Origin of the sequence: Siccirubricoccus soli, from assembly GCF_024178315.1 — a bacterium.
GTDB lineage: Bacteria > Pseudomonadota > Alphaproteobacteria > Acetobacterales > Acetobacteraceae > Siccirubricoccus > Siccirubricoccus soli.
Window position 1 is genome coordinate 1 of the sequence record NZ_JAMZIK010000123.1, and the last position, 14,523, is coordinate 14,523.

13 protein-coding genes are annotated in these 14,523 nt (G+C 72.1%); 12 read left to right on the forward strand and 1 reads right to left on the reverse strand.

Annotation, left to right across the window (positions count from 1 at the left end):
- The 6 genes from infB to NJ376_RS19135 all read left to right on the forward strand — a co-directional run.
- Window positions 1-2,079: translation initiation factor IF-2 (gene infB / locus NJ376_RS19110; RefSeq protein ID WP_252954883.1), on the forward strand; the 2,079-nt coding region annotated here is incomplete at its 5' end.
- 156 nt (window positions 2,080-2,235) lie between these two features.
- Entirely contained in the window at window positions 2,236-2,661 is a 426-nt protein-coding gene (gene rbfA, locus NJ376_RS19115; RefSeq protein ID WP_252954884.1) for a 30S ribosome-binding factor RbfA, read from the forward strand.
- Between the two features lie 78 nt (window positions 2,662-2,739).
- Complete coding sequence (gene truB / locus NJ376_RS19120) at window positions 2,740-3,705, forward strand: tRNA pseudouridine(55) synthase TruB (protein WP_252954885.1); 966 nt, start codon at window positions 2,740-2,742, stop codon at window positions 3,703-3,705.
- Window positions 3,706-3,754: 49 nt separating this feature from the next.
- A complete protein-coding gene (rpsO, locus tag NJ376_RS19125; RefSeq protein ID WP_252954886.1) occupies window positions 3,755-4,027 on the forward strand; it encodes a 30S ribosomal protein S15 in 273 nt (90 codons plus the stop codon).
- A gap of 570 nt (window positions 4,028-4,597) precedes the next feature.
- A complete protein-coding gene (gene pnp / locus NJ376_RS19130) occupies window positions 4,598-6,814 on the forward strand; it encodes a polyribonucleotide nucleotidyltransferase (RefSeq protein ID WP_252954887.1) in 2,217 nt (738 codons plus the stop codon).
- 160 nt (window positions 6,815-6,974) lie between these two features.
- A complete protein-coding gene (locus NJ376_RS19135) occupies window positions 6,975-8,375 on the forward strand; it encodes an NAD(P)H-dependent flavin oxidoreductase (RefSeq protein ID WP_252954888.1) in 1,401 nt (466 codons plus the stop codon).
- 244 nt (window positions 8,376-8,619) lie between these two features.
- Here NJ376_RS19135 and NJ376_RS19140 read toward each other — a convergent pair whose 3' ends face one another.
- Window positions 8,620-9,015: a zinc-ribbon domain-containing protein gene (locus NJ376_RS19140; RefSeq protein ID WP_252954889.1), complete on the reverse strand. Its 396-nt coding sequence runs from the start codon at window positions 9,013-9,015 to the stop codon at window positions 8,620-8,622.
- Window positions 9,016-9,102: 87 nt separating this feature from the next.
- Between NJ376_RS19140 and NJ376_RS19145 the strand changes: the two genes are divergently transcribed.
- From NJ376_RS19145 to rsmA, 6 genes are all read left to right on the forward strand, one after another.
- Window positions 9,103-9,786: a cell division ATP-binding protein FtsE gene (locus NJ376_RS19145; RefSeq protein WP_252954890.1), complete on the forward strand. Its 684-nt coding sequence runs from the start codon at window positions 9,103-9,105 to the stop codon at window positions 9,784-9,786.
- The gene (locus NJ376_RS19150; RefSeq protein ID WP_252954891.1) at window positions 9,779-10,672 is read left to right on the forward strand and encodes an FtsX-like permease family protein; all 894 of its coding nucleotides are present in this window, start codon (window positions 9,779-9,781) and stop codon (window positions 10,670-10,672) included. The genes NJ376_RS19145 and NJ376_RS19150 overlap by 8 nt, the downstream gene beginning before the upstream one ends.
- Entirely contained in the window at window positions 10,669-11,304 is a 636-nt protein-coding gene (locus NJ376_RS19155) for a YdcF family protein (protein ID WP_252954892.1), read from the forward strand. The genes NJ376_RS19150 and NJ376_RS19155 overlap by 4 nt, the downstream gene beginning before the upstream one ends.
- Complete coding sequence (locus NJ376_RS19160) at window positions 11,301-12,059, forward strand: lysophospholipid acyltransferase family protein (RefSeq protein WP_252954893.1); 759 nt, start codon at window positions 11,301-11,303, stop codon at window positions 12,057-12,059. Before NJ376_RS19155 ends, NJ376_RS19160 begins: the two co-directional genes overlap by 4 nt.
- Window positions 12,060-12,347: 288 nt before the next feature.
- Window positions 12,348-13,646 carry a peptidylprolyl isomerase gene (locus tag NJ376_RS19165; protein WP_252954894.1) on the forward strand — a complete coding sequence of 433 codons (1,299 nt, stop codon included), beginning with the start codon at window positions 12,348-12,350 and terminating at the stop codon, window positions 13,644-13,646.
- A 26-nt stretch (window positions 13,647-13,672) separates the two neighbouring features.
- The gene (gene rsmA, locus NJ376_RS19170) at window positions 13,673-14,515 is read left to right on the forward strand and encodes a 16S rRNA (adenine(1518)-N(6)/adenine(1519)-N(6))-dimethyltransferase RsmA (protein ID WP_252954895.1); all 843 of its coding nucleotides are present in this window, start codon (window positions 13,673-13,675) and stop codon (window positions 14,513-14,515) included.
- The last annotated feature ends 8 nt before the right edge of the window (window positions 14,516-14,523 follow it).

Below are 14,523 nucleotides of genomic sequence, written 5' to 3' on the forward strand. Positions count from 1 at the left end.
GCCGCCCCGGCGGCCGCGCCCGGTGCCCAGGCGCCGAAGCTCACGCTCCGCGCCCGCACCGCGGAGGAGGAGGAGGATGCCCGCCGCGGCGGCGCCCTCCGCCGTCCCGGCGGCCCGGTCGCGGCGCCGAAGAAGCCGGTGCTTGCCCCGGTCAAGAAGGGCCTGCCCGGCGTCGGCCGGCGCGAGGGCCGGATCGACGTGCAGGCGGCGATCGAGGGCGAGGACGAGCGCACGCGCTCCATCGCCTCCCTCCGCCGCGCGCGTGAGCGCGAGCGGCGCCAGCAGGAGCTGGCCCGGCTGCGCAGCGGCGCGGAGCGCGTGGTGCGCGACGTGGTGGTGCCCGAGACCATCACCGTGCAGGAGCTCGCCAACCGCATGGCCGCCCGGGGCGGCGAGGTGGTGAAGGCGCTGTTCCGCATGGGCGTGATGGCCACCCTGACCCAGACCATCGATGCCGACACGGCGGAGCTGGTGGTGCAGGAATTCGGCCACCGGGTGAAGCGCGTGGCCGAGAGCGACGTGGAGATCGGCCTGGAAGGCGCGACGGACGAGGATACCGACCTCGAGCCGCGGCCCCCGGTCGTCACCATCATGGGCCATGTCGACCACGGCAAGACCAGCCTGCTGGACGCGCTGCGCAAGGCCGATGTGGCGGCGCACGAGGCCGGCGGCATCACCCAGCACATCGGCGCCTACCAGGTGCAGATCCCGTCCGGCGAACGCGTCACCTTCATCGACACGCCGGGCCACGCCGCCTTCACCGCCATGCGCGCCCGCGGCGCCTCCGTGACGGATATGGTGGTGCTGGTGGTGGCGGCGGATGACGGTGTGATGCCGCAGACCATCGAGGCCATCAACCACGCCCGCGCGGCGAATGTCCCGCTCATCGTCGCGGTGAACAAGATCGACAAGCCCGGCGTGAGGCCCGACCGCGTGCGGCAGGAGCTGCTGCAGCACGAGGTGGTGGTCGAGAGCATGGGCGGCGAGACCCAGGAGATCGAGGTCTCGGCCACGCAGAAGATCAATCTCGACAAGCTGCTCGAGGCGATCGTGCTGCAGGCCGAGGTGCTCGACCTGCGCGCCAACCCGAACCGCGCCGCGGAAGGCACGGTCATCGAGAGCAAGCTGGACCGCGGCCGCGGCCCTGTGGCGACGGTTCTCGTCCAGAAGGGCACGCTGAAGCAGGGCGACATCGTCGTGGCCGGCGCCGAATGGGGCCGGGTGCGCGCCATGCTGGACGACAAGGGACGGCAGCTGAAGACCGCCGGCCCCAGCCTGCCGATCGAGATCCTCGGTCTGTCCGGGGTGCCCTCGGCCGGCGAGAATTTCGTCGCCGTCGAGGACGAGGCCCGGGCGCGCGAGATCTCCGAATTCCGCCAGCGCAAGCTGCGGGAGAAGGCGAGCGCCGCCGCCGGCGCCGCCCGCGGGACCCTGGCCGAGATGCTGGCCCGGGTGCAGGCGGGCGAGCAGAAGGAAGTGGCCGTCGTCGTCAAGGCCGATGTCCAGGGCAGCGCCGAGGCGATCGGCGTCACCCTCGGCAAGCTGGGCAACGATGAGGTGCGGGTCCGGGTGCTGCATTCGGCGGTCGGCCAGATCACCGAAAGCGACATCCAGCTCGCCAAGGCCTCCAACGCCGTGCTCGTCGCCTTCAACGTCCGCGCCACGACGCAGGCGCGGGAGATGGCGCAGCGGGACGGCGTGGATATCCGCTACTACTCGATCATCTACGAGGTCTCGGACGACATCGAGAAGCTGGTGAAGGGCAAGCTCGCCCCGGTCCAGCGCGAGAAGTTCCTGGGCTACGCGCAGATCCTCCAGGTTTTCGAGGTCAAGCGCGTGGGCAATGTGGCGGGCTGCCGCGTGACGGAAGGCGTGGTGCGGCGCGGCGCCGGGGTACGCCTGCTGCGCGACGGCGTCGTCATCCACCAGGGCGAGCTCAGCACGCTGCGCCGCTTCAAGGACGATGTCCGCGAGGTGACCAACGGCTACGAATGCGGCATGTCCTTCGCCAACTACAACGACATCCGCGTCGGCGACCAGATCGAGTGCTACGAGGTGGAGACGGTGGCGGCGGCATGACGAACCACGCCGGCACGAAGGGTTGGTGTGGCGGCTTCGTGCCGCCGTGCAATGGCGCGACGGTGGCGGCGGCCTAGCCGGCGCCACCCCTCCGGTTTTCCGGGGCGCGGCGCCGCAGGGTGCCGCGCCCTTTGCTTTTGAAAGGTGCAAGGCCAAATGGCCAGGAGACAGCAGGAGGCCGGAAGCGGCCCCAGCCAGCGCCAGCTCCGCGTGGCGGAGGAGGTGCGCCATGCCCTCGCCGCCGTGCTCGCCCGCGGCGATTTCCGCGACCCGGACCTCGCCGGCGCGCATGTGACGGTGACGGAGGTCCGCGCCTCCCCCGACCTCAAGCACATGACCGCCTTCGTCAGCGGCCTGGGCAAGGATCTGCCGGAGGCGCAATTCCGCGCCCTGAAGCGCGCCGCGCCCTTCCTGCGGACCCAGGTGGCTCGCGCCGTGCGGCTGAAATTCGCGCCCGACCTGCATTTCCAGCCGGATACCGCGCTTGACTACGCCATGCAGATCGACCGCGCGCTGCGCCAGCCGGAGGTGGCGCGGGACCTTGCCTCGCGGCCAGGGGATGATGCGGCGGAGGAAGGCTGAGCCGCGGCGCTGATTTCCGCTGGCGCCGGCTGCGCGAAGCCCTATGAAGCCGCCCTTCCCGCAATACCGACCGAGCGAATGACCCAGCGCCACCGCCACCGCAAACCCAAGGGCCGCCCCATCGATGGCTGGCTGATCGTCGACAAACCCACGGGCATCGGCTCCACCGATGTGGTGAACATCGTCAAGCGCCTGTTCCAGGCGCAGAAATGCGGCCATGGCGGCACGCTGGACCCGCTCGCCACCGGCCTGCTGCCCATCGCCTTCGGCGCCGCCACCAAGACCGTCCCCTATGTCATGGACGGCACCAAATCCTACCGCTTCACCCTCCGCTTCGGCGAGGCGCGGGACACCGACGATGCCGATGGCCAGGTCATCGCCACCTCGGAGGCCCGCCCCAGCGATGCCGAGATCGAGGCCGCCCTGCCCGCCTTCCGCGGCGAGATCATGCAGGTTCCGCCGATCTATTCCGCCATCAAGGTCGCTGGCGAGCGGGCCTATGACCTCGCCCGCGAGGGCCAGGTGGTGGAACTCGCCCCCCGTCCCGCCCGGATCGACCGGTTCGAGCTGATCGAGCGGCCGGACGCCGATACCGCCATCTTCCTCGTCCAGAGCGGGAAGGGGGTCTATATGCGCTCCCTCGCCCGGGACCTGGCGAAGGCCTGCGGCACCGTCGGTCACATCGCCGCGCTGCGCCGCATGCGGGTGGGCCCCTTCCACGAATCCCATGCGATTCCGCTGGACAAGCTGCGTGGCACGGGCGATACCCCGCCCCCTTCCCCGGAGCTTCTGCTGCCGGTGACGACCGCGCTGGCCGACATCCCGGCGCTGGCCCTCACGGAGGCGGAGGCCGCAAGGCTCGGCTTCGGCCAGGCGATCAGCCTGGTGGAGCTGATGGGCCGAATACCCGGCGAGGCCAACCCCGATGGGGGGCTGGTCCGCGCCATGGCGGGGGAGCGGTTCATCGGGCTTTGCCGCCTGGAGTCCGGCCAGTTGGTGCCGGAACGCCTGGTGGCGCAGGAAAGCCCGGCAGCCGTCGGTTGAACCGCCGAAGCGTGGCCCAGAGCCGCCCGGCCAACAGGAGAACAACCCGATGTCGGCTCTGTCTGCGGAGCGCCGCCAGGCGCTGATCGCCCAGTACGCCACCAAGCCCGGCGACACCGGCAGCCCGGAAGTGCAGGTCGCCCTGCTCTCCGAGCGGATTTCCGGCCTCACCGAGCACCTCAAGACCCATGCCAAGGACTTCCACAGCCGGCGCGGCCTGCTGGTGCTGGTCGGCCAGCGGCGTGGCCTGCTAGACTACCTGAAGAAGAAGGATTCCAGCCGCTACGAGAAGCTGATCGCCAGCCTCGGCCTGCGTCGCTGATCCTGGCGCGCCGAGGGGGCTTCGCCCTCCTCGGATGCCTCTTCCGGAAGCCCTGAGGCCGGGCCCGCCGGGACTGAACCTCACGGTTTCCAAAGGCCTTTCGGCCTTTGACGGGGAAAGCCCGGGAGGGGCAGCGCCCTTCTCGGCACCACGGCCCGGCTTTCCCAAGAATTCCATGGTAATCCGCCGCAGGATTGGCCATATGGGCGCCGATGGGGTGGCTGTGCGCGCTGGCGCACCGCCGGGCCCATCGCCGCCGCGCACGCGGCGGGCTGACAGGACAGAGCCGTGCGTGCCCCCGAGGGGGGTGGTGTCGGCGTTTCCGGCCACATGGAACCCCGCAAGGGGGGCGGCTGCCACAGGGTGGTCCGCTGTCCATGCCGCCCGAAGCGCCGGGCCCGGCGTCCCGCACCGGGGCGCCGCCATCGGCCGAGACTGGCATCCCACCGCGTCCAATCGGCCCGCCCCGCGTTGCGGGCAGCGGGCCACATCCGCAATTCCGGGCGCCCGATGCGCCCGGTCGGGGCCGCCGCGCCAAGCCGGTGCGCCGCCCCGCTGAAGGAACGACGCATGTTCGAGAATTACTTCCGCAAGGACATCGCCTGGGGCGGCCAGCTCCTCACGCTGGAGACCGGTAAGGTCGCCCGCCAGGCCGATGGCGCCGTCATGGCGCGGCTTGGCGACACCATCGTGCTCTGCACCGTGGTCGGCGCCCGCTCGGTGAAGCCGGGACAGGATTTCTTCCCGCTGACGGTGAACTACCAGGAGAAGGCCTTCGCCGCCGGCAAGATCCCGGGTGGCTTCTTCAAGCGCGAGGGCCGGCCCTCCGAGGCCGAGACCCTCGTCTCCCGCCTCATCGACCGCCCGATCCGCCCGCTCTTCCCCGACGGGTTCCGCAACGAGGTTCAGGTCATCGCGACCGTCCTCTCCCACGACATGGAGAATGACCCGGACATGGTGGCGCTGGTCGGCTGCTCCGCCGCCCTCACCCTCTCCGGCATTCCCTTCTTCGGCCCGGTCGGCGGTGCCCGCGTCGGCTATATCGACGGCCAGTACGTCCTGAACCCGACCATGGCGCAGCGCCAGCAGAGCCAGCTCGACCTCGTCGTCGCCGGCACCGCCGAGGGCGTGCTGATGGTGGAGTCCGAGGCGCAGGAGCTGACTGAGGAGGTCATGCTGGGCGCCGTGGAATTCGGCCATAAGGGCTTCCAGCCGGTCATCCAGGGCATCATCGAGCTGGCCGAGGTGGCGGCGAAGGAGCCCTGGCCGCTGCCCGAGCCCTCCGAGGCCGAGATCGCCCTGAAGGCCCGCATCGCCGAGCTCGGCCGCGCCCAGATGGCCGAGGCCTACAAGGAGACCCAGAAGCTTGCCCGCCAGGCCAAGGTCGGCGAGGCGAAGAAGGCCGTCATCGCCGCGCTGGAGGCCGAGGGCGCCGACGTCAACCTTGCCAAGGGCCTGCTGAAGGATCTCGAGGCGGACGTCGTCCGCAACAACATCCTCGACACCGGGCTGCGTATCGACGGCCGGGACACGAAGACGGTCCGCCCGATCACTGCCGAGGTCGGCGTGCTGCCGCGCGCCCATGGCTCCGCCCTGTTCACCCGTGGCGAGACCCAGGCCTTCTGCGTGGCCACCCTCGGCACCGGGCAGGACGAGCAGATCATCGACGCCCTCGCGGGCGAGTACCGCGAGCACTTCATGCTGCACTACAACTTCCCGCCCTACAGCGTGAACGAGACCGGCCGCATGGGCAGCCCGGGCCGGCGCGAGATCGGCCATGGCAAGCTGGCCTGGCGCGCCATCCGCCCCGTGCTGCCGGAGAAGGAGAAGTTTCCCTACACGCTGCGCGTGGTCTCCGAGATCACGGAGTCCAACGGCTCCTCCTCCATGGCGACCGTCTGCGGCACCTCCCTCTCCCTGATGGATGCCGGCGTGCCGCTGAAGCGGCCGGTGGCGGGCATCGCCATGGGCCTCATCAAGGAGGATCGCGGCTTCGCCGTGCTGTCCGACATCCTCGGCGACGAGGACCATCTCGGCGACATGGACTTCAAGGTGGCCGGGACGGAGCAGGGCGTGACCTCGCTCCAGATGGACATCAAGATCACCTCCATCACCTTCGAGATCATGCACCAGGCGCTGGCGCAGGCGAAGGATGGCCGCGTCCATATCCTGGGCGAGATGGCGAAGGGGCTCTCCGGCGTGCGCGGCGACGTGGCGCAGAACGCGCCCCGCATCACCGTCATCTCCGTGCCGAAGGAGAAGATCCGCGACGTCATCGGCTCCGGCGGCAAGGTGATCCGCGAGATCACCGAGAGCACCGGCACCAAGGTGGACATCGAGGATGACGGCACCATCAAGGTGGCCGCGACCAGCACCGAGGCCGCGCAGAAGGCGATCGACTGGATCCGCGGCATCGTGGCGGAGCCGGAAGTGGGCGTGATCTACAATGGCAAGGTGGTGAAGACCGCCGAGTTCGGCGCCTTCGTGAACTTCCTCGGCGCCCGGGACGGCCTGGTCCACATCTCCGAACTGGCCAATGAGCGGGTCAACAAGACCACCGACGTCGTCAATGTCGGCGACACGGTGAAGGTGAAGGTGCTGGGCTTCGACGACCGCGGGAAGGTGAAGCTTTCCATGCGCGTGGTCGATCAGCAGACCGGCGCCGACATCACCGAGCAGGTCGGCGCCCGCCGGCCGCGCGAGGACCGGCCCGAGGGCGGCGAGGACCGCCCGCGGCGCGAGCGCGGCGACCGGCCGCGGCGGGACCGCCACGAAGCGGCGGAGTGAGGCGTGGGGCGGGGTCGCAACCCGGCCCCGCCTGGCCCTTTATGCGGTGAAGGGGCCTGGCCCCTTCCGCCCGGGCGAAGCGACGGCTTCGCTCCAATCACATCTTCAATCACGATGCGCTGATGCGACGGCGCGGTGGCAGGGTTCGAGGATAGGCAGCGTGAAGGCGATCAATGCAATCCGCATGGGCGGGGTCGAAGTCCTCCCGCTCGTCGAGGGCGGCAAGGGTGTCTCCGTCTCCAACGGCGCCTCCTGCGGGGCCTGGGCCTCGGCCGGCGGCGTCGGCACCTTCTCGGCGGTGAATGCCGACAGCTACGACGCCGAGGGCCGCGTCATCCAGCAGATCTATCGCGGCGCCACGCGGCGGGAGCGGCATGAGGAGCTGGTGCAATACGGCATCGCCGGCGGCATCGCCCAGGCGCGCGAAGCGCATGAGCGCAGCGGCGGCAAGGGCCGCATCCACGCCAACATCCTGTGGGAGATGGGCGGGGCGGAGCGCGTCATCCGCGGCGTGCTGGAAGGGGCCCGCGGGCTGATCCACGGCATCACCTGCGGCGCCGGCATGCCCTACCGCCTGTCGGAGATCGCCCGCGAATTCGGCGTCCACTACTACCCCATCGTCTCCTCCGCCCGCGCCTTCGGCGCCCTCTGGAAGCGCAGCTACCACAAGGCGAAGGACTGGCTGGGCGGCGTGGTCTACGAGGACCCGTGGCTGGCCGGCGGCCATAACGGCCTTTCGAACTCCGAGGATCCGACGAAGCCGGAGGATCCCTATCCCCGCGTCCTCAAGCTGCGCCAGCAGATGCGCGAGCTGGGCCTCGGCGACGTCCCCATCATCATGGCCGGCGGCGTCTGGTGGCTGGAGGAGTGGGAGGACTGGATCGACAACCCCGAGCTCGGCCCCGTCGCCTTCCAGTTCGGCACCCGCCCGCTGCTGACGCAGGAAAGCCCGATCTCCGACGCCTGGAAGCAGCGGCTGCTGACGCTGAAGGCCGGCGACGTGCTGCTGCAGCGCTTCTCCCCCACCGGCTTCTATTCCTCCGCGATCCGCAACGACTTCCTGCGGGAGCTGGAGGAGCGCAACGAGCGCCAGGTGGCCTATACCGCCGAGCCGATCGGGGACCATGTCGCCGAATACGCCGTCGGCCCGCGCAAGCGGAAGGTCTGGCTGACGGCGCATGACCTCGCGCGGGTCCAGCAATTCGAGGTGGAGGGCTTCACCGAAGCCATGCGCACCCCGGACAACACGCTGATCTTCGTGACCCCCGAGAAGAGCCGGGAGATCGTGAAGGACCAGGTGGATTGCATGGGCTGCCTCTCCGCCTGCCGCTTCTCCAACTGGTCCCAGCATGGGCCGGACTACGACAACGGCAAGAAGGCCGATCCGCGCAGCTTCTGCATCCAGAAGACGCTGCAGGACGTGGCGCATGACGGGGCGCTGGAGAACAACCTGATGTTCGCCGGCCACAACGCTTTCCGCTTCGGCAGCGACCCCTTCTATTCCAACGGCTTCATCCCCACGGCGAAGCAGCTGGTCGAGCGGATCCTGACCGGACGGTAGTGTCCTGCCCGCTCCGTTCGCCGGTTTCCGGCGAACGGAGCGGACCAGCAGGCCACTCACAATCAAAGGCCGGTGGCCCGAGGGCGCCCTCCGCAGGATTTCGGGATCGGACCCTCAGGATTTTTTCCGCCAAGCCGCGCAGCGGCTTCATGGGCCCTGTCGAGTCTCTCGGCTCCCGGGATCTCGCACAGCCAGCCGCGGCAGGACAGCGCCGAGCCGCAGGCCGGCGCCGTCCCGCCCGCCGCTACCCGCCGAGCGCGGCGAACAGCCTTGCCGCGGGCGGCCAGGCCGCCATCACCTCCTGCCGAAAGATCCACGCCGCCGCCACGCCCCCCGCCAGCAGCAGCAGGGAGCCGACCCAGGCCGCCACCAGCAGCAGCCCCCCCGCCGGTGCCGCCTGCCGCGGCGGCGTCGCGATCACCCGCGCGGGCCGCGAGGCGGGTTCCGGCATGGGGGCAGGTGGTGGCGCCGCGAGGGCCGGGCTCTCCGGCGGCGCGGCCGCCTCCGGTTCCGACGGCGGGCTGGCCGGCCGCAGCATCCAGGCCTCGCCGCAGCGGGCGCAGCGCACCTTCCGCCCGCGCCCCAGCAGCGCGTCGGGCACCTCATAGACCGCGGCGCAGGAGGGGCAGGCGGATCGCATCGCAACGACTCTGCCGCTGCTCGCTTTGCGCCGCAAGCATGGTCTCCGCCCTTGGCGCCGCGCCCATCGGGCGGCATTGTCCGCCGCATGGTCCGCTTTGCCGGTGTGGGCCTGCACTATGCCGATCCGCCCGGGCGCTCGTCCGGCGCGGGCCGGGCCGCGTTGCAGGATCTCACCTTCACCCTGCCTGCGGGCAGCTTCCACTGGCTGCTCGGGGAATCCGGGGCAGGGAAATCCTCCCTGCTCCGCCTCATGCAGCTTGCCCAGCGCCCGACCAGCGGGGTGGTGGAGGTGCTGGGCGCCGATCTCTCCCGCACCCGCCGCCGCGCCCTGCCCGGGCTGCGCCGCCGCATCGGCGTGGTGTGGCAGGATTTCCGCCTGCTGCCGCACCTCACCGTGCGCGACAACGTCGCCCTGCCGCTGCGCATCGCCGGCCGGGCGGAGGCGGCGCTGCTGGCCGATGTGGCGGAGATGCTGCGCTGGGCCGGCCTGGAATCCCGGGCGGATGCGCTGCCCGCCGCGCTCTCGGGCGGCGAGCAGCAGCGCGCCGCCCTGGCCCGCGCCGTCGTCATGCGCCCCGCTTTGCTGCTGGCGGATGAGCCCACCGGCAACCTGGATGCCGCCCAGGCCCGCCGCGTGCTGGCGCTGCTGCAGGAGATGCATCGCCTCGGTACCACCGTGGTGGTCGCGACCCATGCCGAATCCCTGGTGGAGGCCTTCCCGGCGCCCGCCCTTCGGCTGCGGGCCGGGCGGCTGATGAGCCATGGCTGAAGCCCGGCTGCGCCGCCCCCGCGGGCGGGATCCGCTCGGCCTGCGCCGTGCGCTTTCGGCCCGGCTGCTGTCCGGCCTTGTCGCCGCCATGGCGCTGCTCGCCGCCCTGGCCATCGCCGGGGCAGGGGGGGCGGCGGGGCTGGCCGCGCGCTGGGAGGGCGGCGCCGCGGCGGCGATGACGGTGCAGCTTCCGGCGGCGGCTGCTGCCGATGGCCGCCTGCCCCGCGCCCTGGAAGCCCTGGCAGAGATGCCGGAGGTGGCCGCCGCCCGACCCATGGACCAGGCGCGGCTCGCCGCCTTGCTCCGCCCCTGGCTGGGCGAGGCGCCCGCCCTGCCCCTGCCCGTGGTCATCGAGCTGCGCCTGGCGGAGCTGCCGGAGGAGCCCGCCCTGCTCGCCACCCGCATCGCCGCCGCGGTGCCGGGGGCGGCGGTGGAGGCGCATGGCGTCTGGGTAGCGCGGCTGCTGGCGCTGGCGCGCAGCCTGGAGGCGGTGGCGCTGGCGGCGCTGCTGCTGGTCGCCGGCATTGCCGTGACGGTGGTGGCCGTGGCGGTGCGCGCCGGCATCGCGGCGCGGCGGGACGCCATCGCCCTGCTGCACGACCTCGGCGCCACGGATGCCGACATCGCCGGCCGCTTCGCCGCCCGCGCCGCTTGGCTGGTGGGGGCGGGCGGGCTGCTCGGCACGCTGCTCGCCGTGCCGGTGCTGGCGGGCTTCGCCAACCTTGCCGCGCCGCTGCTCGGTACCGCCCCTGGCACGGGCTGGCAGGGCCTGCCCTGGGCCCGGCTGCCCTGGCCGGAGCTGGCGGCACTGCCCCCGCTGGCCGCGGCGCTGGGCTGGGCCACCGCCCAGGCCACGGTGCGGCGCTGGCTGCGCCGCCTGCCATGAGCTGGTCGGCGCTGCTTCGCGTCCGCCACAAGCGGCGCCGGCTGCTGGCGTTGCTCGCCATCCTGCCGCCCCTGGCCCTGCTGGCGGGCTTCGCCTGGTATCTGCGCCTCGCCGCCGCCTTCCCCCCGGCGCCGGAGCAGGAGACCGCCGGCATCGCCGTGCTGACCGGCGGGGCGGAGCGGGTGGCGACCGGGCTGCGGCTGCTGCAGCAGGAGCGGGCGGCGAAGCTCCTCATCTCCGGCGCGTCTCCCAGGACCACCCTGGCGGACCTCGCCCGCAGCGCCGGCATGGAGCCGGCGGCGCTGGCCGGCCGCGTCACCCTGGGCAGCGGCGCCACCAGCACCCGCGGCAATGCGGCGGAGATCGCCGATTGGGCGCGGGCAGAGGGGATCGGCTCGCTGCGCGTCGTCACCGCCGCCTACCACATGCCGCGCGCCCTGCTGGAGCTGCGGCGGGTCTTGCCCGGAGTCCTCCTGGTGCCGCACCCGGTGGTGCCGGCAAGCCTCCGGGACCGGGAGGCGGGCGGGCGCTGGCGCACCTGGTCCCTGCTCGCGGGCGAGTATCTCAAGCTGCTGGCGGCCTGGGCGGGGTTGCACCGGCCCGGCGCCGCGTTTCCGGAACCGAATGGATGATCTGGCTGCGCTCCATCCTCTTCAACCTGGCCTTCTACGTCATCACCGCCTCGGCGGCGCTGCTCGCCCAGCCGCTGCTGCTGGCGCCGCGCGGCTGGCTGCTGCCGCCCATGCGCTGGTGGGCATCCACCATCCTCTGGCTGCTCCGCCACCTCTGCGGCATCCGGGTGCGGGTGACGGGGCTCGAGCATTTGCCGCCGGGCGGGGCGCTGCTGGCCGCCAAGCACCAATCGGCCTTTGACACCGTCATCTGGCTGCGCCTGCTGCCGGACACCGCCTATGTGCTGAAGCGGGAGCTGCTGTGGATCCCCTTCTATGGCTGGCTGGCGCGCAAGGTGGGGATGATCGCGGTGGACCGCGCCGCCGGCGCCACCGCCATGCGCTCCCTGCTGAAGGCCGGGCGGGCGGCGGCCGCGGCCGGCCGGCAGATCGTCATCTTCCCCGAGGGCACCCGTGTCGCCCCCGGCGCGCGCGTGGCCTACCAGCCGGGGGTGGCGGCGCTGGCGGCGGCCACCGGCCTGCCCGTGCTGCCGGTGGCCACCGATAGTGGCCTCTGCTGGGGGCGCCGGACCTTCCTGAAGCGCCCCGGCACCATCACCGTCGCCATCCTGCCCCCCCTGCCGCAGGGGCTGCGGCGGGAGGCGTTGCTGACCGCGCTGGAGACCGCGGTGGAGGGCGAGACCGACCGCCTGCTGGCCGGACGGCTTGTGGATAACTCCGTGGACAATGCTCTGGCTGCTCTTCGCAGCCAGTAGGAGCGATCCCGCCCAAGCTGCTGCGAAGGCGCGAGAATCCGCGATGGGGATGGAGTAGGACAAGCTTCTCCACAGCCATTGAGACTCATTAAGTCCTTGAACTTGCTCCATTATATGCAATGGTCGCGCAATGTTCCGTGCCGCCCCGACGGCGGCGCCCGGCCGGGGCCGCATTGCAGTGCCGCAGCGTGCGGCCCAGCCGGGACGATGTGGACAAAGCCCGCTCAGCGGTGGACCACGGCGCAATCCGCAGTAGCCCACAGCCCAGCCTCCCGCTAAGGAACGGCCATGTCGCGCCACGCCCTCCTTGCCCCGGCTCTCCTCGCCCTGCTCGCGGCCGCGCCGCCGGCCGGGGCGCAAATGCCGCCGCAGCCCCCGCAGGCGGCGCAGGCCAACCGCATCGTCGCCGTGGTGAATGGCGATGTCGTCAGCCGGGCCGACATCATCGGCCGCGCCAGGCTCTTCGCGCTGAACGCCGGCATCGGCGTCTCGCCGGAGACGCTGGAGCGGATGCGGCCGCAGGTCACCCGCCTCATCGTCGATGAGAAGCTGCGGGCGCAGGAGATCCAGCGCCGCCGCATCCCCGTCTCGGATGCCGAGGTGGCGGAGGCGGTGCAGGACCTGGAGCGGCGCAACAACCTGCCCGCCGGCGGGCTGCGCGCCCAGCTCGCCCAGGTCGGCGTCGCGCCCCGCCTGCTCTACGACCAGATCCGCACCCAGATCGGCTGGGGCCGCGTCCTGCGCCAGCAATTGGGGCCGGATGCGGAGCCGACCCAGGCCGAGGTGGATGAGGCGCTGCGCAACATCCGCGCCCGGATCGGCCAGCCGGAATACCTGGTGTCCGAGATCTTCATCCCGGTGGACGACCCGACCACCGAGCCGGAGACCCGCCGCTTCGTCGAGGAGGTGATCCGCCAGCTCCGCGCCGGCACCCCCTTCCCGGTCGCCGCCACCCAGTTCAGCCAGGCGCAGAGCGCGCTGCAGGGCGGCGATATCGGCTGGGTGCGGAAGGAGGAGGTGGACTCCGAGGTGGGCGACCTGATCGAGCGCATGCCTCCCGGCGCCATCAGCAACCCGGTGCGGGTGCCGGGCGGCTACCAGATCGTCGCGCTGCGGCAGAAGCGGGAGAGCGGCCGCGACATCGCCACCCTCATCAGCATCCGCCAGGCCTTCTTCCCCTTCGCCGGCACCCTGGACCCGAATGCGCCGACGCAGCAGCAGCGCGACCAGGTGGAGAAGGCGCAGCGCCTTGCCGCCACCGCCCGGAGCTGTGACGCGGTGGAGCAGGCCGCCCGCGGCGGCGGCAGCGACCGCCCGGCGGATCCCGGCGAGATCCGGCTGGAGACGGTGAACCCGCCTCAGCTTCGCAGCCTGCTGGCCGGCCTGCCCTCCGGCCGGCCGGCCCAGCCCATCCTGACGCCGGAAGGCGTGCTGGTGATGATGCTGTGCAGCCGGGAGCAGCGGAACCTCGCCGAGACCAATGCCCAGCAGGTGAAAAGCCAACTCCTGCGCGACCGGGTGGAGAACCTCTCCCGCCAGCTGCAGCGCGACCTGCGCCGGCGCGGCAATATCGAGATGCGGAGCTGACCCCGGAGGCGACGCTGACCGGCCCCATGCTGCCCAGCCTTCGCGAGACCATCGCCCGGCACGGGCTGGAGGCGCGGAAGTCGCTCGGCCAGCACTTCCTGCTGGATGAGGCGCTGTGCCGCCGGATCGCCGCCCAGGCCGGGGACCTGACCGGCCGGCAGGTGCTGGAGGTTGGGCCCGGCCCGGGCGGCCTGACCCGCGCCCTGCTGGCGACGCCGGCCGCGCAGGTGACGGCGGTGGAGCTGGACCGGCGTGCCGTCGCCGCCCTGGCGGAGCTGGAAGCGGGTTTCCCCGGAAGGCTGCGGGTGGTCGAGGCAGATGCGCTGCGGGTGGACGTGGCCGCCCTGCTGCCGGCGCCGCGCGTCATCGTCGCCAACCTGCCCTACAATGTCGGCACGCCCCTGCTGGTGGGCTGGCTGCGCCAGGCGGCCGCGCTGGAGCGCATGGTGCTGATGTTCCAGCAGGAGGTGGCGGAGCGCATCTGCGCCGCCCCGGATACCGAGGCCTATGGCCGGCTCGGCGTGCTGGCGCAGTGGCGCTGCCGCTGCGCCCTGCTGCTGCGCCTGCCCCCCGGCGCCTTCAGCCCGCCGCCCAAGGTCTGGTCCGCCGTGGTGGGGCTGGAGCCCCACCCGGAGGATCCGGGCGAGAAACTGTTCCGCGCCATGGAGCGCCTGACCGCCGCCGCCTTCGGCCAGCGCCGCAAGATGCTGCGGGGCGCGCTGAAGGCCCTGGGCGATGCCGAGGGGCTGCTGGCGGCGGCCGGCATCGACGGCGCGCGGCGGGCGGAGACGCTGAGCGTGGCGGAATTCGACCGCATGGCGCGGCTGCTGCTGGCGCGGGATCAGGCCGCCAAATCAGGCGCGCCATGAGGATGTGA

Coding starts and splice junctions, on each gene's coding strand:
- rbfA (WP_252954884.1), top strand. CDS start 2,236: ATGGCCAGGAGACAGCAGGAGGCCGGAAGCGGCCCCAGCCAGCGCCAG.
- truB (WP_252954885.1), top strand. CDS start 2,740: ATGACCCAGCGCCACCGCCACCGCAAACCCAAGGGCCGCCCCATCGAT.
- rpsO (WP_252954886.1), top strand. CDS start 3,755: ATGTCGGCTCTGTCTGCGGAGCGCCGCCAGGCGCTGATCGCCCAGTAC.
- pnp (WP_252954887.1), top strand. CDS start 4,598: ATGTTCGAGAATTACTTCCGCAAGGACATCGCCTGGGGCGGCCAGCTC.
- NJ376_RS19140 (WP_252954889.1), bottom strand. CDS start 9,015: ATGCGATCCGCCTGCCCCTCCTGCGCCGCGGTCTATGAGGTGCCCGAC.
- NJ376_RS19145 (WP_252954890.1), top strand. CDS start 9,103: ATGGTCCGCTTTGCCGGTGTGGGCCTGCACTATGCCGATCCGCCCGGG.
- NJ376_RS19150 (WP_252954891.1), top strand. CDS start 9,779: ATGGCTGAAGCCCGGCTGCGCCGCCCCCGCGGGCGGGATCCGCTCGGC.
- NJ376_RS19155 (WP_252954892.1), top strand. CDS start 10,669: ATGAGCTGGTCGGCGCTGCTTCGCGTCCGCCACAAGCGGCGCCGGCTG.
- NJ376_RS19160 (WP_252954893.1), top strand. CDS start 11,301: ATGATCTGGCTGCGCTCCATCCTCTTCAACCTGGCCTTCTACGTCATC.
- NJ376_RS19165 (WP_252954894.1), top strand. CDS start 12,348: ATGTCGCGCCACGCCCTCCTTGCCCCGGCTCTCCTCGCCCTGCTCGCG.
- rsmA (WP_252954895.1), top strand. CDS start 13,673: ATGCTGCCCAGCCTTCGCGAGACCATCGCCCGGCACGGGCTGGAGGCG.